Source organism: Burkholderia stagnalis (assembly GCF_039848545.1).
Taxonomy (GTDB): domain Bacteria; phylum Pseudomonadota; class Gammaproteobacteria; order Burkholderiales; family Burkholderiaceae; genus Burkholderia; species Burkholderia stagnalis.
The window spans coordinates 2,628,525-2,653,461 of the sequence record NZ_CP156686.1; the positions used below are offsets into that span (position 1 = coordinate 2,628,525).

The 24,937-nt window shown below is 64.7% G+C and carries 27 protein-coding genes; 13 read left to right on the plus strand and 14 right to left on the minus strand.

What is annotated here, in order from left to right:
- The first annotated feature begins 68 nt into the window (after nt 1-68).
- Entirely contained in the window at nt 69-2,354 is a 2,286-nt protein-coding gene (locus ABFO07_RS28485) for a xanthine dehydrogenase family protein molybdopterin-binding subunit (protein WP_347469044.1), read from the plus strand.
- Between the two features lie 21 nt (nt 2,355-2,375).
- Here the strand turns inward: ABFO07_RS28485 and ABFO07_RS28490 are convergent, their stop codons facing one another.
- Complete coding sequence (locus tag ABFO07_RS28490) at nt 2,376-2,819, minus strand: MarR family winged helix-turn-helix transcriptional regulator (protein WP_059564284.1); 444 nt, start codon at nt 2,817-2,819, stop codon at nt 2,376-2,378.
- 401 nt (nt 2,820-3,220) lie between these two features.
- On the opposite strand from ABFO07_RS28490, the gene ABFO07_RS28495 reads away from it, so the two are divergent.
- A complete protein-coding gene (locus ABFO07_RS28495; protein ID WP_060149550.1) occupies nt 3,221-4,528 on the plus strand; it encodes an MFS transporter in 1,308 nt (435 codons plus the stop codon).
- Between the two features lie 41 nt (nt 4,529-4,569).
- Here the strand turns inward: ABFO07_RS28495 and ABFO07_RS28500 are convergent, their stop codons facing one another.
- The 9 genes from ABFO07_RS28500 to ABFO07_RS28540 all read right to left on the minus strand — a co-directional run bounded on the left by ABFO07_RS28500 (nt 4,570) and on the right by ABFO07_RS28540 (nt 12,932).
- Nucleotides 4,570-5,007, minus strand: coding sequence for a hypothetical protein (locus tag ABFO07_RS28500; RefSeq protein ID WP_347469046.1), 438 nt, complete (start codon nt 5,005-5,007; stop codon nt 4,570-4,572).
- A 113-nt stretch (nt 5,008-5,120) separates the two neighbouring features.
- Nucleotides 5,121-6,176 carry an ABC transporter ATP-binding protein gene (locus ABFO07_RS28505; RefSeq protein ID WP_347469048.1) on the minus strand — a complete coding sequence of 352 codons (1,056 nt, stop codon included), beginning with the start codon at nt 6,174-6,176 and terminating at the stop codon, nt 5,121-5,123.
- Nucleotides 6,176-6,949 carry an ABC transporter permease gene (locus tag ABFO07_RS28510; RefSeq protein WP_059810888.1) on the minus strand — a complete coding sequence of 258 codons (774 nt, stop codon included), beginning with the start codon at nt 6,947-6,949 and terminating at the stop codon, nt 6,176-6,178. The genes ABFO07_RS28505 and ABFO07_RS28510 overlap by 1 nt, the downstream gene beginning before the upstream one ends.
- A 95-nt stretch (nt 6,950-7,044) precedes the next feature.
- Complete coding sequence (locus ABFO07_RS28515; RefSeq protein ID WP_059810851.1) at nt 7,045-7,920, minus strand: ABC transporter permease; 876 nt, start codon at nt 7,918-7,920, stop codon at nt 7,045-7,047.
- A 34-nt stretch (nt 7,921-7,954) separates the two neighbouring features.
- On the minus strand, nt 7,955-9,025 hold the full coding sequence (locus ABFO07_RS28520; RefSeq protein WP_080430644.1) for an ABC transporter substrate-binding protein: 1,071 nt from the start codon (nt 9,023-9,025) through the stop codon (nt 7,955-7,957).
- Nucleotides 9,026-9,084: 59 nt separating this feature from the next.
- Nucleotides 9,085-10,029: a PfkB family carbohydrate kinase gene (locus ABFO07_RS28525; protein WP_347469049.1), complete on the minus strand. Its 945-nt coding sequence runs from the start codon at nt 10,027-10,029 to the stop codon at nt 9,085-9,087.
- Nucleotides 10,026-11,066 carry an ADP-ribosylglycohydrolase family protein gene (locus ABFO07_RS28530; protein WP_347469051.1) on the minus strand — a complete coding sequence of 347 codons (1,041 nt, stop codon included), beginning with the start codon at nt 11,064-11,066 and terminating at the stop codon, nt 10,026-10,028. The genes ABFO07_RS28525 and ABFO07_RS28530 overlap by 4 nt, the downstream gene beginning before the upstream one ends.
- 3 nt (nt 11,067-11,069) lie before the next feature.
- Complete coding sequence (locus ABFO07_RS28535) at nt 11,070-11,879, minus strand: GntR family transcriptional regulator (RefSeq protein ID WP_260434657.1); 810 nt, start codon at nt 11,877-11,879, stop codon at nt 11,070-11,072.
- 36 nt (nt 11,880-11,915) lie between these two features.
- Nucleotides 11,916-12,932, minus strand: coding sequence for a porin (locus tag ABFO07_RS28540; protein WP_059889951.1), 1,017 nt, complete (start codon nt 12,930-12,932; stop codon nt 11,916-11,918).
- A 562-nt stretch (nt 12,933-13,494) separates the two neighbouring features.
- On the opposite strand from ABFO07_RS28540, the gene ABFO07_RS28545 reads away from it, so the two are divergent.
- Both ABFO07_RS28545 and ABFO07_RS28550 read left to right on the plus strand, forming a co-directional pair.
- A complete protein-coding gene (locus ABFO07_RS28545; RefSeq protein WP_167361393.1) occupies nt 13,495-13,650 on the plus strand; it encodes a hypothetical protein in 156 nt (51 codons plus the stop codon).
- Nucleotides 13,651-13,778: 128 nt separating this feature from the next.
- Nucleotides 13,779-14,027 carry a hypothetical protein gene (locus ABFO07_RS28550; protein WP_230942325.1) on the plus strand — a complete coding sequence of 83 codons (249 nt, stop codon included), beginning with the start codon at nt 13,779-13,781 and terminating at the stop codon, nt 14,025-14,027.
- A gap of 163 nt (nt 14,028-14,190) precedes the next feature.
- On the opposite strand, the gene infA is transcribed toward ABFO07_RS28550, so the two are convergent.
- Both infA and ABFO07_RS28560 read right to left on the minus strand, forming a co-directional pair.
- Complete coding sequence (infA, locus tag ABFO07_RS28555) at nt 14,191-14,457, minus strand: translation initiation factor IF-1 (RefSeq protein WP_081059749.1); 267 nt, start codon at nt 14,455-14,457, stop codon at nt 14,191-14,193.
- Nucleotides 14,458-14,844: 387 nt separating this feature from the next.
- A complete protein-coding gene (locus ABFO07_RS28560) occupies nt 14,845-15,048 on the minus strand; it encodes a cold-shock protein (RefSeq protein ID WP_059564277.1) in 204 nt (67 codons plus the stop codon).
- Between the two features lie 893 nt (nt 15,049-15,941).
- Between ABFO07_RS28560 and ABFO07_RS28565 the strand changes: the two genes are divergently transcribed.
- Nucleotides 15,942-16,181: a hypothetical protein gene (locus ABFO07_RS28565; RefSeq protein WP_059564379.1), complete on the plus strand. Its 240-nt coding sequence runs from the start codon at nt 15,942-15,944 to the stop codon at nt 16,179-16,181.
- A 486-nt stretch (nt 16,182-16,667) separates the two neighbouring features.
- Here the strand turns inward: ABFO07_RS28565 and ABFO07_RS28570 are convergent, their stop codons facing one another.
- A complete protein-coding gene (locus ABFO07_RS28570; RefSeq protein ID WP_059882545.1) occupies nt 16,668-16,928 on the minus strand; it encodes a hypothetical protein in 261 nt (86 codons plus the stop codon).
- A 160-nt stretch (nt 16,929-17,088) separates the two neighbouring features.
- A complete protein-coding gene (locus tag ABFO07_RS28575) occupies nt 17,089-17,406 on the minus strand; it encodes a hypothetical protein (protein ID WP_059564276.1) in 318 nt (105 codons plus the stop codon).
- Nucleotides 17,407-17,619: 213 nt separating this feature from the next.
- On the opposite strand from ABFO07_RS28575, the gene ABFO07_RS28580 reads away from it, so the two are divergent.
- The 8 genes from ABFO07_RS28580 to ABFO07_RS28615 all read left to right on the plus strand — a co-directional run bounded on the left by ABFO07_RS28580 (nt 17,620) and on the right by ABFO07_RS28615 (nt 24,102).
- On the plus strand, nt 17,620-17,796 hold the full coding sequence (locus tag ABFO07_RS28580; protein ID WP_230942576.1) for a hypothetical protein: 177 nt from the start codon (nt 17,620-17,622) through the stop codon (nt 17,794-17,796).
- A 215-nt stretch (nt 17,797-18,011) separates the two neighbouring features.
- The gene (locus ABFO07_RS28585) at nt 18,012-18,296 is read left to right on the plus strand and encodes a hypothetical protein (protein WP_059564275.1); all 285 of its coding nucleotides are present in this window, start codon (nt 18,012-18,014) and stop codon (nt 18,294-18,296) included.
- 63 nt (nt 18,297-18,359) lie between these two features.
- Nucleotides 18,360-19,568: an AraC family transcriptional regulator gene (locus tag ABFO07_RS28590; protein WP_347469057.1), complete on the plus strand. Its 1,209-nt coding sequence runs from the start codon at nt 18,360-18,362 to the stop codon at nt 19,566-19,568.
- A 91-nt stretch (nt 19,569-19,659) separates the two neighbouring features.
- Nucleotides 19,660-20,226 carry a carboxymuconolactone decarboxylase family protein gene (locus tag ABFO07_RS28595; protein WP_347469708.1) on the plus strand — a complete coding sequence of 189 codons (567 nt, stop codon included), beginning with the start codon at nt 19,660-19,662 and terminating at the stop codon, nt 20,224-20,226.
- Nucleotides 20,223-21,302: an acyl-CoA dehydrogenase family protein gene (locus tag ABFO07_RS28600; RefSeq protein WP_347469059.1), complete on the plus strand. Its 1,080-nt coding sequence runs from the start codon at nt 20,223-20,225 to the stop codon at nt 21,300-21,302. The genes ABFO07_RS28595 and ABFO07_RS28600 overlap by 4 nt, the downstream gene beginning before the upstream one ends.
- Nucleotides 21,299-22,063 carry an ABC transporter ATP-binding protein gene (locus ABFO07_RS28605; RefSeq protein WP_060363155.1) on the plus strand — a complete coding sequence of 255 codons (765 nt, stop codon included), beginning with the start codon at nt 21,299-21,301 and terminating at the stop codon, nt 22,061-22,063. The genes ABFO07_RS28600 and ABFO07_RS28605 overlap by 4 nt, the downstream gene beginning before the upstream one ends.
- Before the next feature lie 28 nt (nt 22,064-22,091).
- Nucleotides 22,092-23,282 (plus strand): ABC transporter substrate-binding protein, encoded by a 1,191-nt coding sequence (locus ABFO07_RS28610; RefSeq protein ID WP_059564272.1) that lies wholly within the window; start codon nt 22,092-22,094, stop codon nt 23,280-23,282.
- Nucleotides 23,275-24,102: an ABC transporter permease gene (locus tag ABFO07_RS28615; protein WP_185633589.1), complete on the plus strand. Its 828-nt coding sequence runs from the start codon at nt 23,275-23,277 to the stop codon at nt 24,100-24,102. Before ABFO07_RS28610 ends, ABFO07_RS28615 begins: the two co-directional genes overlap by 8 nt.
- The last annotated feature ends 835 nt before the right edge of the window (nt 24,103-24,937 follow it).

Genomic DNA, 24,937 nt, shown 5'->3' on the forward strand with positions numbered 1-24,937 from the left:
GGCACGGCGGCATCGGGCGAGACGCACGCCGATGCCGCCCCTTATCGGCCCGACTGGAACGCCTCACCGTGAACCCTTCCGAACTGCTCGCGCGCGACGGCTGCCTGACCGTGATCCGGCAGCCCGCGCCGCCCGTCAAGCCCGCGCCAGGCCAGCCGGGCAGCCCGTCGTCGTATGTGCCCGACCGGCCCGAGGCGTTCGTCGCGATTCTCGACGACGGCCGCATCCTCGGCTTCAACGGCCACGTCGATCTCGGCACCGGCATCCGCACGTCGCTCGCGCAGATCGTCGCCGAGGAGCTCGACGTGCCCGCCGCGCGGGTCGCGATGGTGCTCGGCGACACCGCGACGACACCGAACCAGGGCCCGACCATCGCCAGCGCGACGATCCAGATTTCCGCGGTACCGCTGCGCTGCGCGGCCGCGCAGGCGCGGCACGCGCTGCTCCAGCTCGCGGCCGGGCGCCTCGGTGTCGACGCCGAACGGTTGTCGAGCGACGACGGCCGCATCTTCGTGACCGGCGCGCCGGAGGCCCGACGCGTGACGTTCGCCGAGCTGGTCGCCGGGCGGCGCATCGCGCTCGAACTGGATTTGAACGCGCGCACCAAGGATCCGGCGACGTACCGGGTCGTCGGCCGCGCGTCGCCGCGCGTCGACATTCCGGCGAAGGCGACCGGCACGCTGACGTTCGTGCACGACGTGCGCGTGCCGGGAATGCTGCACGGCCGCGTGGTCAGGCCGCCTTACGCGGGCATCGACAGCGGCCCGTTCGTCGGCGCCTCGCTCGTCGACGTCGATCGCGCATCCGTCGCCGACGTGCCCGGCCTGCGCGCCGTCGTCGTCGCGGGCGATTTCGTCGGCGTCGTCGCCGAACGCGAGGAACACGCGATACGCGCGGCGCGCCAGTTGCGCGTGACGTGGCGCCCGCTGCCCGCGCTGCCGCCGCTCGACGCCCCCGCCGCCGCGATCTCGGCCGCCCCGGCGCGGCGGCGCCTGCTGCTGGAAGAAGGCGACGTCGACGCCGCCCGCGCGCTGCCCGATGCGATCACGCTGTCGCGCACGTATGCGTGGCCGTACCAGATGCACGGCTCGATCGGCCCGTCGTGCGCAGTCGCGGACTATCGCGCACCGGGCGACGGCCGGATCACCGTGTGGTCCGGCACGCAGAACCCGGCGTCGCTGCGCTGCGATCTCGCGACCCTCGTCGCGCGCGACGAAGCCGATTTCGACATCGTGCGGATGGAAGCGGCCGGCTGCTACGGCCGCAACGGCGCGGACGACGTGTGCGGCGACGCGCTGCTGCTGTCGCGCGCGGTCGGGCAACCGGTGCGCGTGCAGTTGTCGCGCGCCGACGAGCATATGTGGGAACCGAAGGGCGCGGGCCAGGTGATGCAGGTGACCGGCACGGTCGGCCGCGACGGCCGGCTGCTCGGCTACGACTTCTCGACCCGCTATCCGTCGAACGACGCGCCGCTGCTCGCATCGCTGCTGACCGGCGTGGTCGCGCCGGCGCCGCGCGTGTTCGAGATGGGCGACCGCACCGCCGTGTCGCCGTACGCGTGCCCGAATCGCCGTTTCGTCTGCGAGGATCTCGCGCCGCTCGTCCGCGCATCGTGGTTTCGCGGCGTGTCGGCGCTGCCGAACGCGTTCGCGCATGATGCGTTCGCCGACGAATGCGCGGCAATCGCCGGCGTCGATCCGCTGGCATTCCGCCTGCGCCACCTGAACGACGCGCGCGCCGCCGAGCTGCTGCAAGCAGTCGCCACGCGCGCCGGGTGGACAGCCCGCACGCGGCGCGCGCCGAACGACGCACGCATCGCGCATGGCCGCGGCATCGCGTATGCGCGCTACGTGCACAGCCGCTTTCCGGGCTTCGGCGCGGCCTGGTCCGCGTGGGTCGTCGACCTGACGGTCGATCGCGCGACGGGCGAGATCCGCGTCGAGCGGATCACCGTCGGCCAGGATACCGGCACGATGATCAATCCGGACGGCGTGCGCCACCAGGTGCACGGCAACGTGATCCAGGTGCTGAGCCGCACGCTGAAGGAGCGCGTGCGATTCGTCGACGGCAAGGTCGCGTCGCGCGAATGGGCGAGCTATCCGATCCTGACATTCGACGAGGTGCCGGCCGTCGACGTCGTGCTGATGCCGCGGCAGGGCGAGCCGCCGCTCGGCGCGGGCGAATCCGCATCGGTGCCCGGCCCGGCGGCGCTGGCGAACGCGATCTTCGATGCGACGGGCGTGCGCTTCTACGCGCCGCCGTTCACGCCGGAGACGATCCGCGCGGGCCTGCGCGCGGCAGGCCGGCTGCTCGCGCCCGAGCCGGCCGGGCCCGCAGCAGCGGGGCGCGCGTGAGCGCCGCGCGGCGGCGCACGATCATGCCTCTTCGGATTCCATCATCTTGCGCAGCAGGAATTGCAGCGCCACGCGCTCGCCCGGATTGAGCGCGCCATAGGTGCGCTCCGTCACCTGCTTCGCGAACGGCACCGTCCGGTCGATCAGCGCGAGGCCGGCCGCCGTCGCGCGCACCAGCAGCTTGCGGCCGTCATCCGGATCGGGCATCACCTCGATCAGTGCGCGCGCCTTGAGCCGATCGACGACGCCGCGGATCGTCGCCTGATCGATCGCAGTTGCCTTGACGATGTCGTTCAGCGAGCACGCCTGCTGTTGCTTGACCGCGCACAGCGCGACGAACTGCGCGGCAGTAAGATCGGAATCGGGAATCGCCTCCTGAAAGATGGCGACGTGCCGCTGATAGGCACGGCGCAGCAAATGCCCGATCTGATCGTGAAAGTCGTAGGAATCCCTGGATGACGCCATGAAAGTAAGGTTGCCGGCGCGGCCTGAAACTGAAAGGTAACGAGTGTACACCCTGAACCCGACGACATCGCCCGCCTGCCCGGCAAGGTCTTGCGGAAGATCATGGCCGCCCCGGCGACGCCCGGTTTTTAAAGCGTATACGCACCATTCTGGCGCGTACCGCCCCGCCTTCCCCGTATCTGAAAACGATCTCACTCAACCAGAAAAACACCTTTATTAATATGGAATTATGCCGATCTTCGCGTTCCTCAAAGCCTGCTTCCCAGCCTCGCGATCGGATCGGTTTTTATAGTGTGTACGCTACTTAATTGGCGTGCTATACAGACTCAAGCGAGCGCTTTGCACGGACTCGCGTCGCCCGGCATTCTTCCCAACCGCCACATCAGAGCAGGGGCAATCCCATGTCTACCGTACATTCCAGCGCCGCCGTCCCCGCGGGCGACGCACAGCACGGCAACCTGTACCGCAAGGTCGCGATCCGGCTGATCACGATCTTCTGCCTGTGCTACTTCGCCGCTTATCTCGACCGCATCAACATCGGCCTCGCGAAGCTGCAGATGCTCGATGCGCTGAAGTTCAGCGACGCCGTGTACGGCCTCGGCGCCGGCCTGTTCTTCGCCGGCTACATCCTGTTCGAAGTGCCGAGCAACCTGATCCTGCAGCGCGTCGGCGCGAAGCTCTGGATCGCCCGCATCATGGTCACGTGGGGGCTGCTGTCCGGCGCGACGATGTTCGTGCACACGCCGATGCAGTTCTACGTCGTGCGGTTCCTGCTCGGCGTCGCCGAGGCGGGCTTCCTGCCCGGCGTGCTGCTGTATCTCACGCAATGGTTTCCGGACGCGCGCCGTGCGCGGATCGTCGCGTTCTTCATGGTCGGCCTGCCGCTGTCGAGCATGATCGGCAGCCCGATCTCCGGCTGGATCATGCGCTTCTTCGACGGCGTGCACGGGCTCGGCGGCTGGCAGTGGCTGTTCCTGCTGGAAGCGCTCCCGTCGATCGTGCTCGGCTTCGTGGTGCTGCGCTGGCTGCCGAACGGCATCGAGTCGGCGTCGTGGCTGAACGCCGACGAGAAGAAAGTGCTGCGCGCGAATCTCGACAGCGAACCGTCCGGCAACAAGAGCCACGCGCTCGGCAAGGCGTTCACCGACCCGAAGGTCTGGGCGCTCGGCCTCATCGACCTGTGCGTGCTGCTCGGCCTCTATGCGGTGAGCTTCTGGCTGCCGAGCATCCTGCGCGACACGGGCGTGAAGGACGCATACCAGATCGGCTGGCTGATGGTGATCCCGAACGCCGCCGCCGTGATCGGCACGCTGTACTGCGGCGCGAGCTCCGACCGCGCGCGCGAGCGGCGCTGGCACATCGTCGTGCCGTTTCTCGTCTCGGGCGCCGCGCTGGCCGTCGCGGCAACCGGCTCGCACGGCACGCTCGCGACGGTGCTGCTGTTCTCGCTGATCAATGCCGGCGCGGCCGCCGCGATGCCCGTCGTCTGGGCGCTGCCGTCGACCTTCCTGAAAGGGTCCGCCGCCGCGGGCGGAATCGCGTTCGCGTGCTCGATCGCCAACCTCGGCGGGTTCGGCAGCACGTATTTCATCGGCTGGCTGCGCGACACGTTCCATTCGCAAAGCGCGGGGCTGTACGGTTTCGCCGCGTGCATGCTGGTCGGCTGCGCGCTGGCGCTCGCGTTTCCGGCCAGGCTGGTCAACCGCTGATCGACGCGGCGCGCGGATGCACCGCATGCCGCGCGCGACCGCTAATCCGAGGCACCCGCACATTCGGCCCATCGCTTCCTGATCGGCGAGGCCGTCGGCGACGCGCTCAACAGCATCTCCAGCCGTCGCCTGGCCTCGACGTAGGCGCGCCCCGTCACCCTTGCGAGCTGATCGTCGTGCACGGCGACGATCTGCTTCAGGATATCCGCCTCATCATTGGCCAGCCGCCATACGCCGGTTTCCGTCGCACGCAGGACGGCGTCATCGAGTGCACGCTCCGCATCCAGAAACAGCGCCGCCGGCGCGTGCGCATAACCGGCTTCCCACAGGAAATAGGACAGGTAGACGACGCGGATCAGCTCATTGAGCGAATGCCTGAGGCTCGCCTCGGAGCAGCAGCCGACGAGCGCAAGGTGGTTTGCCAGCGAAAGCTGCCGGATGTAGCCGGCCGGCAATTGAAGCAGCATCTGCTTCTTCATCCATCCAGGAACGGGCCGTCCCGGTGTTCGAGGCTTGGCTCGCGACATGTTCTCCTCACGCTGCGGCACGCCGGCCGCCCGTCGCAACCGCTCGACCGGGCAGCGGCCTGAAATCAGTAAACCGGCACCGTGTCCTCGGGCGCCCAGCTCAGCAGAACGTCCGAATCGACCGGAATGACGTCGCGCCCGCGATTCTGCACGTGAACCTTGAGCGTCTGGTCGTGCCATCCGAGGATATAGGTCGTGTTCACGCCGGCGAACACCTGCTGACGCACGCGCGCCTGGAGCCGGTTGCATGCCGGGTCCGGAATGGCGTCGCCGATGCGGTGAATCGCGATCTTTTCCGGCCGTACCGCGCATTTGCACTGCGTGCCGGTCTCGTGATCGCGAGGCAGCCTGAGCACATTGCCGTCGGCGAGGCGGAAATCGCCGCCCTCGCGTTCCCCGGAAAAGACGTTCGCATCGCCGAGAAACGTCGCCGCGAATTCCGTCCGGGGCCGGTCGTAGATGTCCCGCGCGCTGCCTTCCTGGAGCAGCGTCCCGTTGCGCAGGATACCGATCCGGTCGCTCAGCGTCATCGCCTCTTCCTGATCGTGCGTCACGAACAGCGTCGTGATTCCGACTTCTTTCTGGATGCGTCGAAGCTCGACCTGCATGTCCACCCGCAGCGACTTGTCCAGCGCGCTGAGCGGCTCGTCGAGCAGCAGCACGCGAGGCCGCGTGACGACCGCGCGCGCCAGCGCGACCCGCTGGCGCTGCCCGCCCGAGAGCTGATGAATGCGCCGCTCGCGATAGGCGCCGAGCTGCACCAGGTCGAGCGCCGTGTCGACGCGGCGCTTGATCTCGTCGCGATCGACGCCGCGCACCGACAGCCCGAATGCGACGTTTTCGCCGACGTTCATGTTCGGAAACAGCGCATAGTTCTGGAACACCATGCCGATTTCGCGCCGCTCCACCGGAATGCGCTCCACCGAACGGCCGCCGATCTCGATCTGCCCGCTGTCGGGAAAGACGAAGCCGGCGATCATGCGCAGCAGGGTCGTCTTGCCGCTGCCCGACGGGCCCAGCAAACCGTACAGGCCGCCCTCCGGAAACCGGATCGACACGTCCTCGAGCACCCGCGCGTCACCATACCGCTTGCTGACGTTCAATACGTTGACTTCTGCCATCACTGCTCTCCACCAAATCGATAAAGCCGCGAGACGACCACCATGATGCCCATGGAAATCATGATGATCAGCGTCGAGATCGCATTGATCGCCGGCGTGAAGCCTTTGCGGATCGCGCTGTAGATTTCCACCGGCAGCGTGGTTTGCCCGGGACTGGACAGGAAATACGACACCACGAACTGATCGAACGACACGGCGAACGCGAACAGCGCGCCCGCCACGATGCCGGGGGCGATGTTCGGCAACGTCACGCGCCACGTGATCTGCCAGCCGGTCGCCCCCAGCGAGCGGGCCGCCTGCTCCAGCTCGATCGGGAAAGTCTTCAGGCGCGCGCCGACGACGATGATCACGTAGGGCAGCGCGAGCGCAACGTGCCCGAGCAAGATCGCGTGCAGGCCCCGCCCGATGCCGATCGAAAAGAAGAAGATCAGCATCGCCGTCCCGGTGATGAGCCACGGAATCGCCATCGGCGGAAACAGCAGCGCCTGCATCTGCCGCTTGCCGGGAAACTCGTAGCGATAGAAGGCAAGCGCGGCCATCACGCCGAGCGCCGTCGACAGCACCATCGTCGACACCGCGAGCTTGACGCTCCTCAGCGCCGCGTCCATCAACTGGCTGTCGCCGATGGCTGCGCGATACCAGTCGAACGTGAAATGAATCGGCAGTTCGAACAGCGGCGACGCGTTCAACGACATCAGCGCCATGATCGCGACCGGCAGATACAGAAACCCGATGATGGCGACGACGTACAGCCGGCCGAGCAGGCCGCGCACGGCGCCCTGGCGCGCGAGCGCGCGGCCGCCGCCGTTGGATGCGCGGGGAAGGCCGGTCAATCCGCGTCGCAGCGGCGTTCCGGATTCAAGCGACTTCATTGCGATTCCCCCCTCCTCGACAGCCGCACGCCTGCGAACAGGATGACGAGCACGACGGCCAGCAGCATGAACGCCAGCGCGGCGCCCAGCGGCCAGTTGAACACCGCGACGAACTGATCCTCGACGACGGTGCCGAAAAACGTCCCCTTGCGCCCGCCGAGGAGCCGCGGCTCCATGAATGCGCCCACGACCGGCACGAAGATCAGCGCCGCGCCGGCCAGCAGCCCCGGCGCAGACAGCGGCAGGATCAGGCGGCGCAGGATGGTCGCCCGGCTCGCGCCCATCGAGCGGGCGGCTTCGATCAGCGAATCGTCGATCGCCTGCAGGCTCAGGTACGTCGTCAGCACCGAATACGGCAGATACGACTGGACGAGGCCGATCACGACGGCGGGATAGGAAAACATCAGATCGACGCTGACGTTCCACGGCGACACGTGATTGACGAGGAGATCCAGGATGCCGCCGCTGCGCAGCACCATGCTCCACGAGAAGATCCGGACGAGGCCGTTGCTCCAGAACGGCAGGATGATCAGCAGGAACAGCGCCTCCCGCGCCCGCCCGCGAATGACCTTGGCCAGCATGTACGCGCACGGGAACGCCAGCGCCGTGCAGATCGCCGTCACTTGCGCGCTGAGCCAGAGCGAGCGGGCCAGCATCGTCCGGTACAGCGGATCGGTCACGGCGGTCGCGTAATTCGCGAGCGTCAGCGACCACGACCGGCCGGCGACCGGCACATCGGTCATGAAGCTGAGCAGCAGCATGACCGACAGCGGCAGGAAGACCGCCAGCAGGAGCCAGCCGTAGGCCGGCCCGGCCAGGGTCATCGCACGAAGAAATGGCCGTTCGCCGCGCGGCGTCAACGCAATTCGCATGGCAGTCTCCAGAGCATCGATCCGTGTCGTCCCGTCATTCGGTCTGCGCCTTGATTTCCTGCCACAGCTGCAGGTACGTCTTGCGCTTGTCGTCCGTGATCGGTTCCTGAAATTGAATCCGCGCGCGCGTCGTCGCCGTGGACAGCACCGCCCGGTTGAACGAAGCGGCCGGCAGGGCCGCGACCGCCTTGACGTTGGCCGACACCGGCGCCCCGACGCGCGCATCCCATTGCGTATAGAAGCCGGGATCGATCATGTAGTTGATGAACGCCTTCGCGCCCGGCACGTTGCGCGCGCCCTTCGGGATCGACAGCGAGTCGAGCCAGCCGATCGCGCCTTCCTTGGGCACGACGAACGTCACCGGCAGCGAGAACTTGTTGCGCGCGCGCGCCGCCGATCCGCTCCAGTAGCTCGCAATGTAGAACACGCCCGACGCGGTGTACTGGTTCCAGTCGTTTTCGGAGCTCCAGAAGGTCTTCAACTGCGGCATGAGCGCCGTGAGCTTCGCCTTGACCGCATTCAGGTTCCGGATGTCGTTGATCTTCTGGCCGGTCGCGAGCGCGGCGAACTGCACGGCTTCGATCGCATCGTCGCGCAATCCGACGTGCCCCTTGTAGGCAGGATTCCACAACGATTCGATCGAATCGGGCGTGGTTCGAATCTTCGTATTGTTGACCGCGAACGACGTGACGCCCCATACCCACGGAATGCCGTACGCTTGCCCGCCGACCTCGAGCATCGGCGAGTGGCGAAGCCGCGGATCCAGATCGGGCACGTTGGACATGCCCGTCACGACGATCGGCTGCAGAAGGTTTTCGGAACGCGCCTGCTGGTTGAACGCGCTGTTGACCATCACGACGTCGTAGGTGCCCGGATTGGTCCGCAGCTTGGTCAGCATCTCCTGTTCCGAATTGAAGTAATCGTTGACGACGTGGTAGCCGGTGCGCGCCTCGAATTCCTTGAGCGCCCACGGCTCGTCCGTCCCGTATCCCTTCCAGTTCAGCACGTGAACGTCGTCGGCGCGCGCATCGTGCGACACCGACAGCGCGGCGGCCGCCACGGCCGCGGCGAGCGCGAAGCCGAACATGGTCTTGATCGTCGTCATCTTTAAGACTCCAGAAGAAATAGGTTGAATTCGCGCGGCGCGCTGCGCCGCAACCGGCCCTATCCGTTGTGATGTGATCTGATGAAAGCGGCAACCGTCTTCGGGTCGGGCGCCACCGCGCCGCCGCGCCGGGTGACCGCATAGGCGGCCGCGGCATTCGCGTAACGGGCAGCGTCGAGCGCATCGCACCCATCGATGAGCTTCGCCACGAAATTGCCGAGGTGGGTGTCGCCCGCGCCGTTTGCGTCGATCGCCACCACCGGCATGCCCGGCACATGGTCGGCGTGACGCCTGTCCTGATCGACCAGGCATCCGTTCGCGCCGAGCCGCAGCAGCACGCCCGCGCCAGCCAGATCGAACGTGCGCCGCATCGCCTGCAGCGCCTGAAGCGGCTCGCGCTCGCCGGACAGCCCGAATGCCTCGTCGGCGTTGCAGCTGAGCCAATCGGCGCGGCGCAGCGTCCGCTCGAGCAGCGGGCGCGGGATCGACTGCACCAGCGGGCCCGGATCGAAGACGACGGTGCAGTGCGACGGCAATGCGTCGACCCAGTCGCACAGCGCGTCCCGGCTGGCCGGATAGGACAACATGTACCCGGACAGCACGACGTAATCGCCGGGCATCACGTCGACGCGCTCCAGATCGCCGCGTTCGAGCCGGCTCTCGACGCCGGCATGTGTGACGAACGTGCGCTCGGCGTTAGCGTCGACGAGGACGACGCACGTCCCCGTATCGCCGTCGTCCGAAATCGGCTGCACCACCTCGATGCCCGCGCCGCCCAGCCGCGCGCGCACGCGCTCGCCGAACGGCCCGTTCCCGTGCCGGCCGGCGTAGACGACCGCCACGCCGTACGCGCGTGCTGCCGCCATGACGTTGAACGCACCGCCGACGTCGACGTGCGCGCGTGTCGCCTGCACCTCGGTCGCGGCCGCAGGCACGCGGTCGATCTCGTACGTGAGATCGACGATCGCGCTGCCCATGTGAACGATGCGGGCCATGTGCGTCATGCCCCGCTGCGCGAACGCGCGGCGAACGCGTGCCGGGCTGTCAGCAGCCTTCGCGCGATCGGCTCCACATCCAGCGCATTGACGCGGCAGACCTCGGCCACCATCGCCGCCGGCAATTTCGCCCTGCCCTGGCAGGCACCGGCAATGGTTCCGCAGATCGCGCCGATCGTATCGGTGTCGCCGCCAAGATTCGCGCTCATCAGGCAGGCCTCCCACACGTTGCCACCCGTTGCCGCGAGCACCGCGAATGCGGCCGGCACGGACTCCTGCGCGGCGACGCTGGTGCCGACCAGCCCCGTGATGAATTCGACTGCCGCTCGCCGGTCGCAACCCAGCACGTGGTCGACCGCCCAACGGATCCTGCCGGCGATCGACGCGCCGGCCACCCAATGCCCTTCGCGCTCGCCGAGCGTGGCGGCTTCGATCGCGACATGCGCGGCTTCATGCACGTCGGCCCCTTCGATGCCGGCGCTGACGGCCGCGGCCACGGCGCTCGCGGACGCGATCGCGAGATTGGTGTTGTGGGTCGCCCGGCAGGTATCCGCGACGCGCTCGACGAGCTGCATCAGCGGATCGAGCGGCGTCGCGATCCCCACGGGCCCGATGCGCATCGCCGCGCCGTTCGTATCGCCGGCCTTGCCGGCCTCGTCGACCGGGACGCCGGCGTTGATCGCCGTCAGCGCCCGTTTGGTGGACGGCCCGAGCAGGTCGTACCCGCCGCGCGCCCGGATATCGTTCTCCCAGGCGATCAGCGCGTCAACCCACCGCGCGTGGTCGAACGCGGCGCCGGAACGCAGCAGCGTTTCGGCCAGCAGCAGCGTCTGTTCGGTATCGTCCGTAATCGTCGCGGCCGGCAGCCCGGCAGACAGCGGATGGTCGGCGGTCGGCGCGACAAACCCCGTCACGTCGCCGTAAATCGCGCGAATCCCGTCAGGCGACAGGAGCTGCGTGGGCATGCCCACGGCGTCGCCAAGCGCGCAGCCCAGCAGCGCGCCGGCGGCGCGGTCAAGCTGGTCTTGATTCACTGTCTCGCTCATCGGTCAAAATTCCAGGTGCAATGCAAAGTGCGTGGGATCCAGCAGACTGACCACATACTCGATCGGGTTTCCGTCCTGTCCGCGCGTCAGGCGCCGGGTACGCAGAAACGGCGTGCCCGGCGCTCGCTTGAGCACGTCGGCATCGGCCGGCTCGAGCCCGACGATTTCCACCCATTCCTCGCCGTGATCCGGCACCATGCCGTGCTCCACGAGCGTGCGATTGAGCGAGCCTTCGATCAGGCCTTGCAGCGGGATGTCCGACAGCTCGTCGGAAAACGGAATCCGGCTGCACTCGTACGAAATGGGTTTGCCCGTGCCCGACTCCGACCGGAGCCTGTCCACCGCGATGAACATCTGCTGCTGGACGCCGATCTGGCTGGCCAGCGCGTCGTCCGGCACGAGCGCGATGCGCAGCAACTGCGTCTGCGCACCCACCGGGGCGTTCTCCAGCGACTTCGACCAGCCGAGCTCGCTGTCGAGCAGTTGGCCGTCGTAGGTGACGAACGACCCGACACCGCCTTTTCGGGCGATCAGGCCGTCGTTGGACAGCGCGTCGAGCCCCTTTCGAACCGTGTTGCGGCTGACGGAGAAGCGCTCCATCAGCTCGCTCTCGCTGCGCAGCAACTGGCCGCGCGTCAGCCGTCCCGACAGTATTTCCTTCCGCAACGTCTCCGCCACCTTGTCCGCCTTCGACATCGTGATGGTGTTGGTTCGCTTTTTCATCCGCATCCTCCGATAGCCGGTCACGCTCACACGCCGCACCGACGAGCGGCTCGTCCGGGTGCGAAGCATAGAGAGCACTGGGTCATACATGTTCATGGTATCGGAAGATCAGGCGGACGCAAGCGGTCAGAACTTGTGGAACATGCCGAGCGAAATGCCCCGCGCGGGTGCGCCGGGATAGGCAAGCGGCAATCCGGGGTTGGCCGAGCCGGCCAGGGTGTAACTCGCCTCGTTGCGATTATCCAGATACGAAATCGTCGCGTAGAGACTGGTTCGTTTCGACAAGTCGTATTGATACATCGCACTGATCTGACGGGCGTGGTTATTTGCCGCCGTCTGATCGCGCAGCATGGCGACGCCTAAAGCCGCCATGCTCGCCGGTGTTATCTGGTATTTACCTGAAATGCCATAAACTCGAACGTTCAATCCGATATCCGTCCAGCGCGACGCATTCCATCCGGCAAAAATGGTCGCCTTTCCGATTTGATATGACGCGCCGGCTTCTATCGCGGTATCGGTCGAATTGCTGGCTTTGTTTCTTACGGCCTGCCACGCGACCGCCGCCGCGATCGGACCTTGGTTGTATTGCAGATCGGCCTGGTAGCTGGAACCGCCCGAACGCAATCCGCCCTCGGTTCCGAAACCGACGTACAGGCCCGCCTGCAGGCCCGCCACGACTGGGGATTGATAGGAAATCGTATTGCTGGTTCGAACGACGTACGTCATCAGGTTGCTGAAACCCGAGGCCTGCGTGGAGGCGCCGAACGCGTCGAGATAGCCTTGATCGTAAAACACCGGCGAATTCTGGCGCCCCATCCTGAATTCACCCCAATTCCCGGATATGCCGATCCACGCCTGTCGATTGAACATCTGCGACGGTGACGCCATGGACCCATCGTTTGGATTGAAACCATTCTCCAACTGGAAATTGACTTTGAGCCCGGAGCCGATTTCCTCGCTTCCCTTGAGGCCGAATCGGCTTGCCCACTCGCCGCTGGAACCCATGGCGGCCGTATATCCTTTTCCCGTATTCACGTATTGAACGAACTCGTCGACGATGCCGTACATCGTCACGGACGATTGTGCGTGCGCGCCAGCGCATACCAACAAGGCAGCACAACCCGCATAGGCGTGGGTTTTCATCGCTTTCCCAATAAATGAAAGTTGACCTGACGATCTGTCACGGGTCGTGTGACCCTCGTCCGCACTCGTCCTCAATGTAAGGAACATGAAGGAACATGTTCAATATATGAGCCCGAATTTCGGCAGTCAACGTGTATTTGGCAGTCCCGGGAAATCCCCTACGGACGGCGTTCGGGGCGCGTTTTTGTCGGACGGAATCGGGACGGACTGTCGCGCGGCTGCCTGGCTTCGTATTCCGATGCGCCTATGGCGAGCCGTTGGGGAGAAGGAGGGTTGGCGTGCTGCGATCGTGACGCGGTGAGCTGGGTGGCGACGGCCGCCGGCGGGCTGCCCGCTACTGCGGCCAATGACCCGTGACGTTCCGCGTCGACGGGTTCGGCAGGTTACGCGCCGTACGGGCGCGATGGTTTGTTCACCTCACGGACACGAACCGGCCACGCGGCTGCGCGCGTTCGCGTCGGCCGCGAGGCGGTTCGTCCGCCCGGCGTGGCGCAAGACTTCGGAATCCTTCCCCCGAAACGCCTAAAATTCAGTCATGGCCGCATTCCAGAAGGAGGCTGTCATGACTCAGTCGATGATTGGTTGGGTGGTTGGTCTTGCGGTGATCGCGGTGGTTGCAGTCGCGCTGGCGCGCCGTTACCAAAGCGAACATTCAAGTATGGAAATCGTCCAGTGGCTGGATTCCCATCACTTGGGGTGGATGCATCGCAAACACTGACGTCTCTGCGCGGGCGGCGATCACCCCGCCATGCCGAAGTTTGCCGGGGATCAGGCTCACCGAGGCCGGCGGGCGAGTGAAGCCGGCCATGTCGTTGTCTCGCCAGGGGTCTTGGCAAGGAAGGCATCATGGATGATGAAGTGTGTACGACCCATATGCACGTAGCACGCCTTCGCGTGATGAAGACCGTGTCTGGGCGCTATCGCGGAATCGTCCACTTGCACCACATCGGAGAGGATCCAGGCTCCTTCGAGCAATACGATACCGAAGGGAATTTTGCGACGGACGTGGAGGCGCGCGACGCCGCTCGAGCGCTCGCGCGCACTTTGCTCGAAGAACAAGTGCTGGAGCACGGAAAGGCGCAAGGCATCGATTGAACCTGCCTGGGCGGCTGGGTCGCTACGCAGCGTCGATTGGCGACACGACGTCCATCAGCGCGTAGCGCGGCAGTTGCGCAATGCGGCCGCGTGTCCGTCAATCTGTTTGAGAAAACATCACGGCCATGCGCCGGGGGCCGGCGACGCGCGGCACCGCGCCTCGCTAGCGTCGAGCAAATCGGTTTCGAGGCGAACCGGACGAAGCCCCTTCGTCTTTGTGCCGGAAATTGATACGCCCTTTGGTCAGGTCATAGACCGACAATTCCAGCCTGACCCGATCGCCAGCGAGAATGCGGATGCGATGTTTGCGCATGCGGCCCGATGCGTATGCTGCAACGACCGTGCCGTTTTCCAGGGTAACGCGAAACCTGCTGTCCGGAAGCACCTCATCCACTACGCCGTCCAGTTCCAGCAATTCTTCCTTTGCCAAATCAATTTCTCCGATCAATGTGACGCGCCGCAATTGCAGCGGCGTGCGGATTTCCGGTCCCCGGCAGGGAACGGTTTCAGTGCAAATATCGGAAACGCTTGTGCATGGAGGCGCGTACCAGCACGACGTGCGGGCCGTACCTCGTCGGGGCGCTAACGTGCCTGGTTATCGCCTCTCGGCGGAGCGCTTCTTTCCGCTCGATTCGGTGGATGTAGAACGTGCCTTGGGCGGCACCCGGTTCAGCGCCGCGCCGGGCACCTGCCAATCCTTGGAGCGCCTTGTTGCGGGGCACGTTCGCACCTATCCGCGCAGGTCGTCTTATGCGAAAGATCTCCGACCGATCACTGCGTGGCCGATCCCACATGCAGGACCGGCGAATGATGCGGATTACTGAGGAATGATGTTCGAGGCCTGCAGCCCCTTGGGCCCGCGCTTCGTCTCGTAGCTGACCTTTTGTCCTTCAGCCAGCGTCTTGAAGCCATCGCCGCGAATCTCCGAGAAATGCGCGAACAGATCGTCGCCGCCGCTGTCAGGCGTGATGAAGCCAAAACCCTTGTTGTCGTTGAACCATTTGACGGTACCGGTATCCATGGAAAGTCTCCTGATATTGGACGCATGTATGCACCCCGATAGGGATGCACGAAAAAGGATCAAGGAGGGAGAGGACAACGAGTACCGCGTTCCGCGGTCAATGATGAGCAGCAATCGCGCTTCTTGAAGGCTTCAGAGATCGACCGTACGCTGGGCCAGACACCCTGTCAAGCTGTTTCGGTCGGTGCATTTCGCGGCAGCACAAGAACACGCCTCGATCGGCAAGGCTCGCTCCGCCGCGCACCCTTGCCTCCGTGTCTTCGAGATGTTTCGAATTTCTAATTGAAGTGTGTCGACGATTACATCAGGGCACCATCCTCCCGCGCATCGGAGATTGTTCACACTTGGCTGGGCCGGCCCGCCCTGCGCACAATCGATGCAGCAGGCCATCCGGCGGTTCGCACTGAGCTTTCGCTGTACAAGTTCGCCAATGGGCGTAAGCTGCATTTGTTGACTGACTCGCTACCGATTCCCGCGCCACTGATGGCGCCCCCCCTCCGAACGTGATCGGGCCTCTCATCGAAACCGCGCAATGCGGACGAGCGCGACGCGTATCGACTGCGTATGCGAAGCGCCTGATCGATGCGTGTCTACAGGACATGAGCATGTTCGCTAGCGCGTCCTGATCTCCTCCTCGGTCCATCCTGCTTCTGCGTCCGCGGCGCCGCCACAGACTCAAACACGCCTGGCGCTTGGCGCGCCGGCAACGTCGGGAGGCTGGAGACGAACAGGAAAGACCCATTGAAATGGATTCGACACGATGGTTCTGGTGTCATCGAGCCGTTCCTGTCGTTTGACGCTCGCGCGGAGCTGGACCGCGCCATTCGCGATTGTCGCGATGAAATGCTTCGCGGTGGCCAAGTGGCCCCGCAGCGATTGAAGGGAGAAGGCAAATGCAACTCGATTCAACCCGATTCCATATCGACCCGACACCGCGCAGGGCCGACGGGGAATACATGGCACACGCGCGGATCAGCATCAATCGTGCGGACGGCAGTGAGTGTGACGTTCAACTGAGCGGAGATCTGGCTGGCTTCGACGTGCGCGAGGATGCGATTGCCTTTGCGAAAAACTGGGCGCTCGAATGGCTCGACGCGCATTGGGCCGATGATCTCTCGGCATCGACAAATTGAACTTCGGGTGGCACGCCAGCCGCCCGGACAATGAGGGCATCGCCGGAATCGAGGCGGACGGCAATACATGCTGCGGCCAAGGCAGACTGACGCCGTCGAAAATCGGTCGAGAGCATCGCCTGGCAAGCACGCCCTCAAGCGGGATCATCACCACAAGAACGGACTCTGCACCGTCACCGCGCGAAGCGTGGGGAGCAGGTCAAAGGTTGGCGTTGTGGGTTGCGATGAACTGGCGACAGGACTTGGCGCTTCGGACGAGCAGAACGAGATCCTGGCATCCAGTTCGTCTTCGGGCGGGCCAATTGACTATTGGGTCGCTCCCGTGCACTCGCATTGGATCGAGCAGCGTCGTATTGCGCTGACCTTCTGAAGGGATGCGCCCCCACTGCGCCGCTCATCTTTCCCGCGCTGATGCCATCGGGCCGCATGCGTTCCACGTTCCGTCAACCGAACTTCCTCCCAAGTGCGGCGCGTCGCGTCGGGATGTCATTCCTGTCTGTCGAAGGCACCCGCTTCGAGATCTTTCCTGAAATGCAGTAGCCAGTCGCTTTCGTCGCCGATCACGTATTCCTTCGTAATCTGCGTCGAGCATCTGGTTATCGTGACGTAGCCCTGCAGACCGAGGTTCTCGTCACCCTTCGGGTCGGTCGTGTCCGTTTCCTGCAAATCGAAATCGCCCTCTGCCAAACCATGGCGCTCCAGGGTCGCCAGAAAGTCTCTGTATTCATCCGGTTCGATCAGCCGCATATTCGGCCCCTCGTGTTCAGCGGAGATGCGCGGGCTCGACGTCACGGGGGCCGACGGCACCCGTTCAAGCGTTGAAATCATGCGCGCCGAATCCATGCGGAATACCTCGCGATCCCGCACATACGGCGCTACCCGGCAGCAAGCGTCATTGCCTGCGGTTTTATCGTCTGGGTCCTTTCATGCTTTCCGACTCCATGGCCGCATTCCGCTCCTCACTCGCCTCGATGGGTTCCATCGCTTCGTCAACCGAGGCCGATGCGCGCTCAGCGGCCGCTTTAGCTTCGTCTTCCGGGGAGTCGACATCGCTGTTGCCGTCACCCGGGGGAAGCAGCATGTCCTTGAGCATCGCGCTCAGCTCCGGCGTGTCCCACGGCAGGCCGCGCCTGATTCGGACCTTTATGTAGTGCCTCACCTCCGCGTCCTGCTCCGCGGTTAGCGGCAGCCCCCGGAAGGTGTTTGGGAGGTCAAAGTCTGTCATCACTGTCTCCTCCTGCGAAAGCGCCTTCAGTGTAGTCCCATTACGGCCATGATGGGCCTTAACCGGTATGCCGCGAATATATGGGCGGAGCGGAAGGAAAGGGCGTATAAAGTCCGGATGACTATCCCGTTCGTTACCGCCGAGTCGGTCCTTGGGCTGTTCCGGCTAATTGCCGGGAGAGAGGAGCGCCGGGCTTCCGGCGAGTCAGCAAGGATGGCGGCGCTCCTGACGCTTGCCGAACAGCTTGCGCGCAACCATCAGGCAATGACCGAAGAGAGCTGGGATGCAGCCGTCCGTGTTGGCGGCCTGCTGTTGCAAGCGGAAATGATCAACAACGACGCCGACACGATGGCGCTTGAGCTGCTGAGCCGGCTGCGGCGGCGGAAATGAAAAGCCTCGTTCGGGCGGAGAGGGAAACATCGAACCCGAAATGCGCCCTCATCACATCCGGCGGGGCCGGTCAGCGGGTCGAAGCGTGTACGGTAGCGTGATGCGGTCGAGCAGCTGCGCCGCGATGCATGCGTCATGCCGGCGACGCTTGCCGTGTAGTGAGTCGTCCCCTGTGGAGGGGGTCAACATGTCGACACATCTGCTTCTTCGCCATCATGCAAAGTGATCGCAAGGCGATTCCGCACTACCTCGTTTTACGCGCTGACTGTCCGCCGTATGTTCTGAACGCTGACCGCCATGTCCTGCGCCGCGAGGCAAGCCTTCTCCTGCGAGCATTCGCGAAAGCCCACGGCGCGCCGACCTCGATCGCGGACGACGCATGGAGCAGCTTTTCCGGCTCGGAATCCATTTCGCTCCTTGAGCGCATGGAGATGCGGGCCTATGCACTGGTTCGCGGGGCCGAAAGCGAACATCAACTCCGGTTGCTGGCCGCTCTCTGACCGCACCAACGTGCGCCTTCCTTGCCGACGGCGCGCTCGGCAGCTTGTTCGAAACGAAGCCTGTTGGCGCAGGCGTTCAGTCCGGCAAATCGTCGACGGCAGCGTGGCCGAAAGCGGGCGCGAGGAAACACATCGTCCGTTCGAAATCGGCGCGACGCAGGGCAAAAGTACCGACCTGTCGACACCAAGGCCACGGAGCACATATGCCGCGAGCATATATGCTTTCCACGATCGCTTGTTTTACGACGCAACGGTACGACGCTAGGATCACGGCTCGCAGTCGACTTCCCAATGGCCTCGCTGCTTTCGCCCATCATGCCGACCTCCGCCGAACAGGCTGCCGACTGGCTGCTCTCCGGACTCGAACTGCGCAGTACCCTCTTCCACGTGGGCCGGTATTGCGGCGTATATCGCGCATCGACGGCCGGCCATCAGCAAGCGAGCTTCCATCTCGTGCTGGAAGGCGCATGCTGGCTGCACCTGCCCGCCAGGAACGGCCGTGCCGCGCAAAGCACACACCTCGTCGCAGGCGATGCGGTATTCCTGATGCACGACATGGTGCATTGCCTCACGCCCGACTCGAACGTGCCGTCCGATGACGAATACACCGTGCGTATCGGCGCAATGACGCCGCTCGCCGCGCACGACCCTTCACAAAATGGCGTCGCACTGGCGTGCGGTTTCTTTGAATTCCGTTCCGATCTCGGCGATGCGATCACGAGTCTTCTGCCCGATCACATCGTCGCGCGGCACAACGACGCGAAGATGGCGGGCACGCGCACACTGTTCGACCTGATCCGCGCCGAAGCGGCGCGTGCGCAAGACGCGCCGTCGCCGCTCGTCAATCGTCTGACGGATGTCCTGTTCTTCTACGCGTTGCGTGCGGTCGCGAGCAACGACGATTTTGCGCCTGGCCTGTGGTCGGTCATGCGTCGCGCCGAATTTACGCCACTCGTCAGCGCGATCATCGAGAAGCCCGGCGACGACTGGACCACGCACGCGATGGCGGCGTTTTGCCACATGTCCCGCGCACGTTTCTGCAAGCAGTTTGCGCAGGCATGCGGACAGCCCCCCGCCCAATTCCTTGCGCTGCTGCGCATGAAGGTCGCGGCGGAAATGCTGCGACATGGAGCATCGACGCTCAGCACCGCGGAGCATGTCGGTTATCAGTCGGAATCCGCCTTTGCACAGGCGTTCAAACGCGTCACCGGCCTGCCGCCGGGTACATGCCGCCGCGAGCCCGAGAGCATCGGCGCAACACCCGTACATTGACTTGAGACAAACGCGCATGAAAGCGAGACGGCGGCGCATTGCCGGCCCGACCGGCGCCGCCAACAATGATGGCTTTCCGATCGAGAACGCCATGAGTCGCCTGCCTCTCCAAACCGTCGAAAGCGCACCTGAAGCCAGCCGTCCTTTCCTCCAGAAGTCGCAAGCCGCCAATGGTTTCTTGCCCAATCTGGTCGCCGCACTCGCCAATGCACCGGTTGCGATCGAAACGTACCTGACCGTCGGCGAAATCAATTCGCGCAGCGGTCTCACGCTGGCCGAGCGCGAAGTCGTGCAAATCACCGCCGCCGCGATTCACGGCTGCGGTTTCTGCGTCGCCGGCCATACGGCTGCCGCGCTGAAGAAGGCGCAATTGCCCGAAGCACTCGTCGATGAAATCCGCACCCAGGGTGCGCTGTCCGATGTACGCCTGAATGCCGTCGCTACCTTCACACGCGAAGTGATCGCGACGCGCGGCGCCGTGTCCGACGAAGCGCTCGCCGCGTTCAAATCCACCGGTTACAGCGACGCCGGCGCGCTCGAAGTGATACTCGGCGTCAGCCTCGCGACGCTTTGCAACTTCGCGAACAACCTGGCGCGCAACGCACTGAATCCGCAGCTCGAAGCGTATCGCTGGGAGCCGAAGGCCCGGGCAGCATGAACGCGCCGGTGAGCTTCCAGGCGCTCGACGCCTGGCTCGACGCGAACGCCGAGGCACTCGACGTCGACACGTCCCGCGCGACAGATATCCTGCCGCAGCTGGTGCGCTCGCGTGCGGTCGCCGTCGGCGTGCCGGAAGCGTCGGGCGGCACGGGCGGCACGATCGCGGACGCAATCGATACGGTGGCCGCCGTCGCGCAACGCTCGTTGACGGCAGCCTTCGTGCTATGGGGACATCGCACCTTCATCGAATACGTGTTGCAAAGCGATAACGACGCACTGCGCGCACGCTGGCTGGCGCCACTGCTCAACGGTGAGATCGCGGGAGCCACGGGTCTTTCGAACGCGATGAAGTATCTGTCCGACATCGAGCCCTTGCAGATGCATGCGGCACGCAGGGGAACCTCGTTCGTGCTGAACGGCAGCCTGCCGTGGATCACGAACCTGCGGCATGAAGGTTTCCTTGCCGCGGCTGCGTTCGATCACGACGACGGCTCGCCGCCCTCCATCTTCGCCATACCGCACGACGCGCCCGGCGTCGAGCGCAGCGAAGATCTCGACCTGATCGGCCTGCGCGCGAGCAATACGGCCGCGCTGCGTGTGAGCAACACCGTCCTCGCCGAAACGTATCGCCTCGCGACCAACGCACCGGCCTGGCTTGCACGCTTGCGCCCGGCATTTCTCGGTCTGCAATGCGGGATGTCGATCGGACTCGCGCGACGTGCATTGCTGGCTGCGCTGGAGGCGAGCGAGGCGTCGCGCGAATCGATCGGCGCGGAGATTCGCGAACTCGAGACGAAGCTCGCCCATCAGGCAGCGCAACTGAAGCAAGGCGTGCTCGACGGCACGTTCTTCCATTCGCCCGCGACGATGTTCGAACTGCGCATCGCGCTCGTCGATACCGTCACGCACGCGGTCTCGCTCGAAGTACAGGCCACCGGGGGACGCGGCTATCTGCGCGGCCAGAGCGGCGGTGCACGACGCGTGCGCGAGGCTTCGTTCATCCCCATCGTGACACCGAGCCTCGTCCAGTTGAAAACGCAGCTCGCGCGGCATCGACAAACGGCGGCGGCATGACACGAGGCGCGCATATCGTCGCGAGCGACGTCACGCTCCGGTATGCCTCGCGCGGCGTGCTGAACGGCGTCGACCTGTCGGTCGCACCCGGTGAACTCGTTGCGCTGCTCGGGCCGAGCGGTTGCGGCAAGTCATCGCTATTGCGGGCCATCGCCGGTCTGACGCGAACCACATCCGGCACGATTCGCGTCGACGGCGAGACGGTCGCCGGACCCCGCCCCGAAGTCGCACTCGCGTTTCAGGACCCGTGTCTGCTGCCGTGGCTCACGGTCGAGCGCAACGTGGGGTTCGGGCTCACCTTCGCGCGTCAACCGCACTTGACGCGTGCGCACCGGAAGGAACGCGTGACCAGCGCACTGGCCGCTGTCGGACTCGAACATGCGCGGCACTCGCTGCCCTCGCAGCTTTCAGGCGGGATGGCGCAGCGCGCGGCCCTGGCGCGCTGTCTGGCCCGGGAGCCGCGCGCCCTGCTGCTCGACGAACCGTTCGGCGCGCTCGACGAAGTGACCCGCGCCGACATGCAGCAGCTTCTGATCGCCGCAGTGCGAAACACGGGCGCGTCAGCGCTTTTTGTCACTCACGACATCGACGAAGCGCTCCTCGTCGCCGATCAGATCGTGCTGCTCGGCAATCGCGGCACGCTGGTCGGACGCTGGGCAGTCGAACTTCCGCAGCCGCGGCACACGCAGGTGCGCTCGCTCGGCGAGCTGCGCATATCCATTCTTCAAGCGCTGCAGAACTCGATATCAGAGGCGGCTTGAATCCGGCAGACACAAGCGGGGAATCTTCATGTGCAACGTACCTATGTCACGACGCGAATGGCTCAAGCTCGCGTCGCTCTTTAGCGTCGCGGGTGCGGCGCCGCTTCTGAAATCGTTCGAGGCGCGCGCGGCAGCCGATCCGAATGCGCCCGTGCGCATCGGCTATCTGCCGATCACCGATGCGACGCCGCTGCTCGTGGCTCACAACAACGGCTATTTCGATGCGGCCGGCATTCAGGCGGAGAAGCCGACGCTCTTGCGAAGCTGGGCACAACTCGTCGAGGCCTTCCTCTCGGGGCAGGTCAACGTCGTGCATCTGCTGTCGCCGATGACCGTGTGGGCGCGCTACGGCAGCAAGGCGCCCGCGAAGGTCGTCGCATGGAATCACGTGAATGGCTCGGCCTTGACGGTTTCGCCCGACGTCAACACCGTGGCAAACCTCGGCGGCAAGACGGTTGCCGTGCCGTTCTGGTATTCGATTCACAACGTCGTGCTGCAGGACATGCTGCGCGCGCAAGGTCTGACGCCCGTGCTCAAGCATTCGGGCTCGCCAGGGCCGAAGGAAGTCAACCTGGTCGTGATGGCGCCATCCGACATGCCGCCCGCGCTGGCCTCGAAAAAGATCGCGGGATATATCGTCGCCGAGCCGTTCAATGCGGCGGCCGAGCAACTGAACGTCGGCAAGATTCTCCGCTTCACGGGCGACGTGTGGCGCAACCACGCATGCTGCGTGATCTTCATGCACGAGCAGGACCTGACGCAACGCGCGGCGTGGTCGCAGAAAGTCGTCGATGCGATCGTCAAAGCGCAACTGTGGACGCGCGCCAATCCGCAAGAGGCAGCAAAACTGCTGTCGAAAGAAGGCCCGAATCGCTACACGCCGCACGCATCGCAACTGCTCGCACGCGTGCTCGCGCCGCAAGCAGCCGATGAGGGGCGCTATCTCGGCGATCGGGCAATCCAGCACGCGAACTGGGGCTCGAAGCGCATCGACTTTCAGCCGTACCCGTATCCGAGCTACACGGAAGAGCTCGTGCGCCGGCTGAAAACGACGCAAGTGGAAGGTGCGAGCCAATTCCTCGCGTCGCTCGATCCGAAACGGGTCGCAAGCGATCTGGTAGACGACCGGTTCGTGAAGAAGAGCATGGAAGCACTGGGGGGCTTGTCGGCGTTCGGTCTGGATACGGGTTATACGCGCAAGGAGACGATCGTTGTCTAGCGTGCTTGTCCGGGAAACGTCGTCGTCCGCGCGGCGCCGTGCGCCTGCGTCCACGCATTGGCGCAGCGTCGTGCTGGGGGGCACGGGGCTGGCGGCCGCATTGGCGCTCTGGTGGCTCGCCGTCACGCTGCTCGCGGGCCACAATGCGATGGCCGCACAGTTCGCCCCGCAGCGGGCCTTCGAAGCCCTGCCCTCGCTCATAGCCGAAGATCAGTTGCTCGTGCATGTGGCGACCAGTCTCAAGCGCATCGCTGTCGGGCTTGCGTGGGCGGTCGTGGTCGGCGTGCCGCTGGGATTCGCGCTCGGTCGTCTGCGCTGGCTCGAACGGACGCTCTCGCCGACGCTGCAGTTTCTCCGTATGATCTCGCCGCTTTCGTGGATGCCGCTTGCGGTGATGTCGCTTGGCGTCGGCGATCGTGCGGTGCATTTCCTGCTCGGGTTCGCCGCTGTCTGGCCACTCGTGATGAGCACGGCATCGGGCGTCGCGCATCTCGACCGGCGCTGGATCCAGCTTGGCGAAAGTCTTGCCGCCACGCGCGCGGAAATGCTCTGGCACATCTACGTGCCGGGCATCGCTTCGCATGTGCTCACCGGCGTGCGCCTCGCGATCGGCATCTTGTGGATCGTGCTGGTCCCGGCGGAAATGCTCGGCGTGAGCGCGGGACTCGGCTATCTGATTCTCGACACACGCGACCGGCTGGCATATTCGGAACTGATGGCCGTCATACTCGTGATCGGCGTATTGGGCTTTCTGCTGGACCTGGCAGCGCGCGCTATCGCTGCGCGCCTGTCGAGCGACGTGGCCGTGCGGGATCAGTAGATCCATTGTTGTTGCACGAATACGAGCACACGCTCGTGTGAACCATGCTCGTGAACGACGTTCTGACACTCTGGTGAACCGGTCCGTCCCGATAGTTGCGCGTTTCTGCTCACGCACGCTCAGACGAACAAGGACGACCATGATTCGATACTTCGCCGCAGCCTCGCTTCAGGCGGCGAGGGTGGTTCGTCGAATGTCGGAAACGCTGTCAGCCGCGCGATATCGTCGCTAGCGGAATCATGGATTTTCGGCAGCAGTACTTCTCCTGGCGTGATCAGCGGAAAGTCATGCCAGTGTGCTTCGGATCGGACACGAACGCGTTGGTGTCGCCAGCCTTGTCCGCGCAGATCAGGCCCGAAGGCATGAGATCAGTCGGCAGTGTTACTTGTCTGGTCTATGTTCAAGGACAACATAGTGAGACTGTGGACATCTTTTCTGAAAGATAGCTGTGGGCTCTCAGAAAAGCTATCTTTGGCCTCCTAGACAGATCAAGGACTTGGACATCTTTTTTGAGACGATTGCATGCTGCTCGTCTCAGAAAGGATGTCCTTGGGCACGGAAATTCTCAGAGAAATCGTCTTTGGGAATGTTGCGGTCCCGCCCAGGCGCCTCGTCGAAACTTGGCAACAAGCAGTGCTGTAGAAGTGCGTTTCGTCGTCCAGCAGAGCTGATCTGCTGGCGCTATAAATGTGCAAATGGTGTGCGCCGTGGAATCGACCATGGATCCCTACGCAGCGCGCGGCTCTACACCACCCGGAAGTTTCGACCAGCTCATGGCGTCCTTGAGGGACCCAGAGGATGCTGCGCCGATCGTCTCGGCACAACGCTTCGCGGC

Coding starts and splice junctions, on each gene's coding strand:
- ABFO07_RS28565 (WP_059564379.1), top strand. CDS start 15,942: ATGCAACTCGATTCAACCCGATTCCATATCGACCCGACACCGCGCAGG.
- ABFO07_RS28540 (WP_059889951.1), bottom strand. CDS start 12,932: ATGAAAACCCACGCCTATGCGGGTTGTGCTGCCTTGTTGGTATGCGCT.
- ABFO07_RS28535 (WP_260434657.1), bottom strand. CDS start 11,879: ATGTATGACCCAGTGCTCTCTATGCTTCGCACCCGGACGAGCCGCTCG.
- ABFO07_RS28570 (WP_059882545.1), bottom strand. CDS start 16,928: ATGCGGCTGATCGAACCGGATGAATACAGAGACTTTCTGGCGACCCTG.
- ABFO07_RS28550 (WP_230942325.1), top strand. CDS start 13,779: ATGGATGATGAAGTGTGTACGACCCATATGCACGTAGCACGCCTTCGC.
- ABFO07_RS28610 (WP_059564272.1), top strand. CDS start 22,092: ATGTGCAACGTACCTATGTCACGACGCGAATGGCTCAAGCTCGCGTCG.
- ABFO07_RS28520 (WP_080430644.1), bottom strand. CDS start 9,025: ATGACGACGATCAAGACCATGTTCGGCTTCGCGCTCGCCGCGGCCGTG.
- ABFO07_RS28580 (WP_230942576.1), top strand. CDS start 17,620: ATGGCGGCGCTCCTGACGCTTGCCGAACAGCTTGCGCGCAACCATCAG.
- ABFO07_RS28515 (WP_059810851.1), bottom strand. CDS start 7,920: ATGCGAATTGCGTTGACGCCGCGCGGCGAACGGCCATTTCTTCGTGCG.
- ABFO07_RS28575 (WP_059564276.1), bottom strand. CDS start 17,406: ATGACAGACTTTGACCTCCCAAACACCTTCCGGGGGCTGCCGCTAACC.
- ABFO07_RS28545 (WP_167361393.1), top strand. CDS start 13,495: ATGACTCAGTCGATGATTGGTTGGGTGGTTGGTCTTGCGGTGATCGCG.
- ABFO07_RS28495 (WP_060149550.1), top strand. CDS start 3,221: ATGTCTACCGTACATTCCAGCGCCGCCGTCCCCGCGGGCGACGCACAG.
- ABFO07_RS28530 (WP_347469051.1), bottom strand. CDS start 11,066: ATGAGCGAGACAGTGAATCAAGACCAGCTTGACCGCGCCGCCGGCGCG.
- ABFO07_RS28505 (WP_347469048.1), bottom strand. CDS start 6,176: ATGGCAGAAGTCAACGTATTGAACGTCAGCAAGCGGTATGGTGACGCG.
- ABFO07_RS28490 (WP_059564284.1), bottom strand. CDS start 2,819: ATGGCGTCATCCAGGGATTCCTACGACTTTCACGATCAGATCGGGCAT.
- ABFO07_RS28600 (WP_347469059.1), top strand. CDS start 20,223: ATGAACGCGCCGGTGAGCTTCCAGGCGCTCGACGCCTGGCTCGACGCG.
- ABFO07_RS28595 (WP_347469708.1), top strand. CDS start 19,660: ATGAGTCGCCTGCCTCTCCAAACCGTCGAAAGCGCACCTGAAGCCAGC.
- ABFO07_RS28560 (WP_059564277.1), bottom strand. CDS start 15,048: ATGGATACCGGTACCGTCAAATGGTTCAACGACAACAAGGGTTTTGGC.
- ABFO07_RS28585 (WP_059564275.1), top strand. CDS start 18,012: ATGCAAAGTGATCGCAAGGCGATTCCGCACTACCTCGTTTTACGCGCT.
- ABFO07_RS28500 (WP_347469046.1), bottom strand. CDS start 5,007: ATGAAGAAGCAGATGCTGCTTCAATTGCCGGCCGGCTACATCCGGCAG.
- ABFO07_RS28605 (WP_060363155.1), top strand. CDS start 21,299: ATGACACGAGGCGCGCATATCGTCGCGAGCGACGTCACGCTCCGGTAT.
- ABFO07_RS28525 (WP_347469049.1), bottom strand. CDS start 10,029: ATGACGCACATGGCCCGCATCGTTCACATGGGCAGCGCGATCGTCGAT.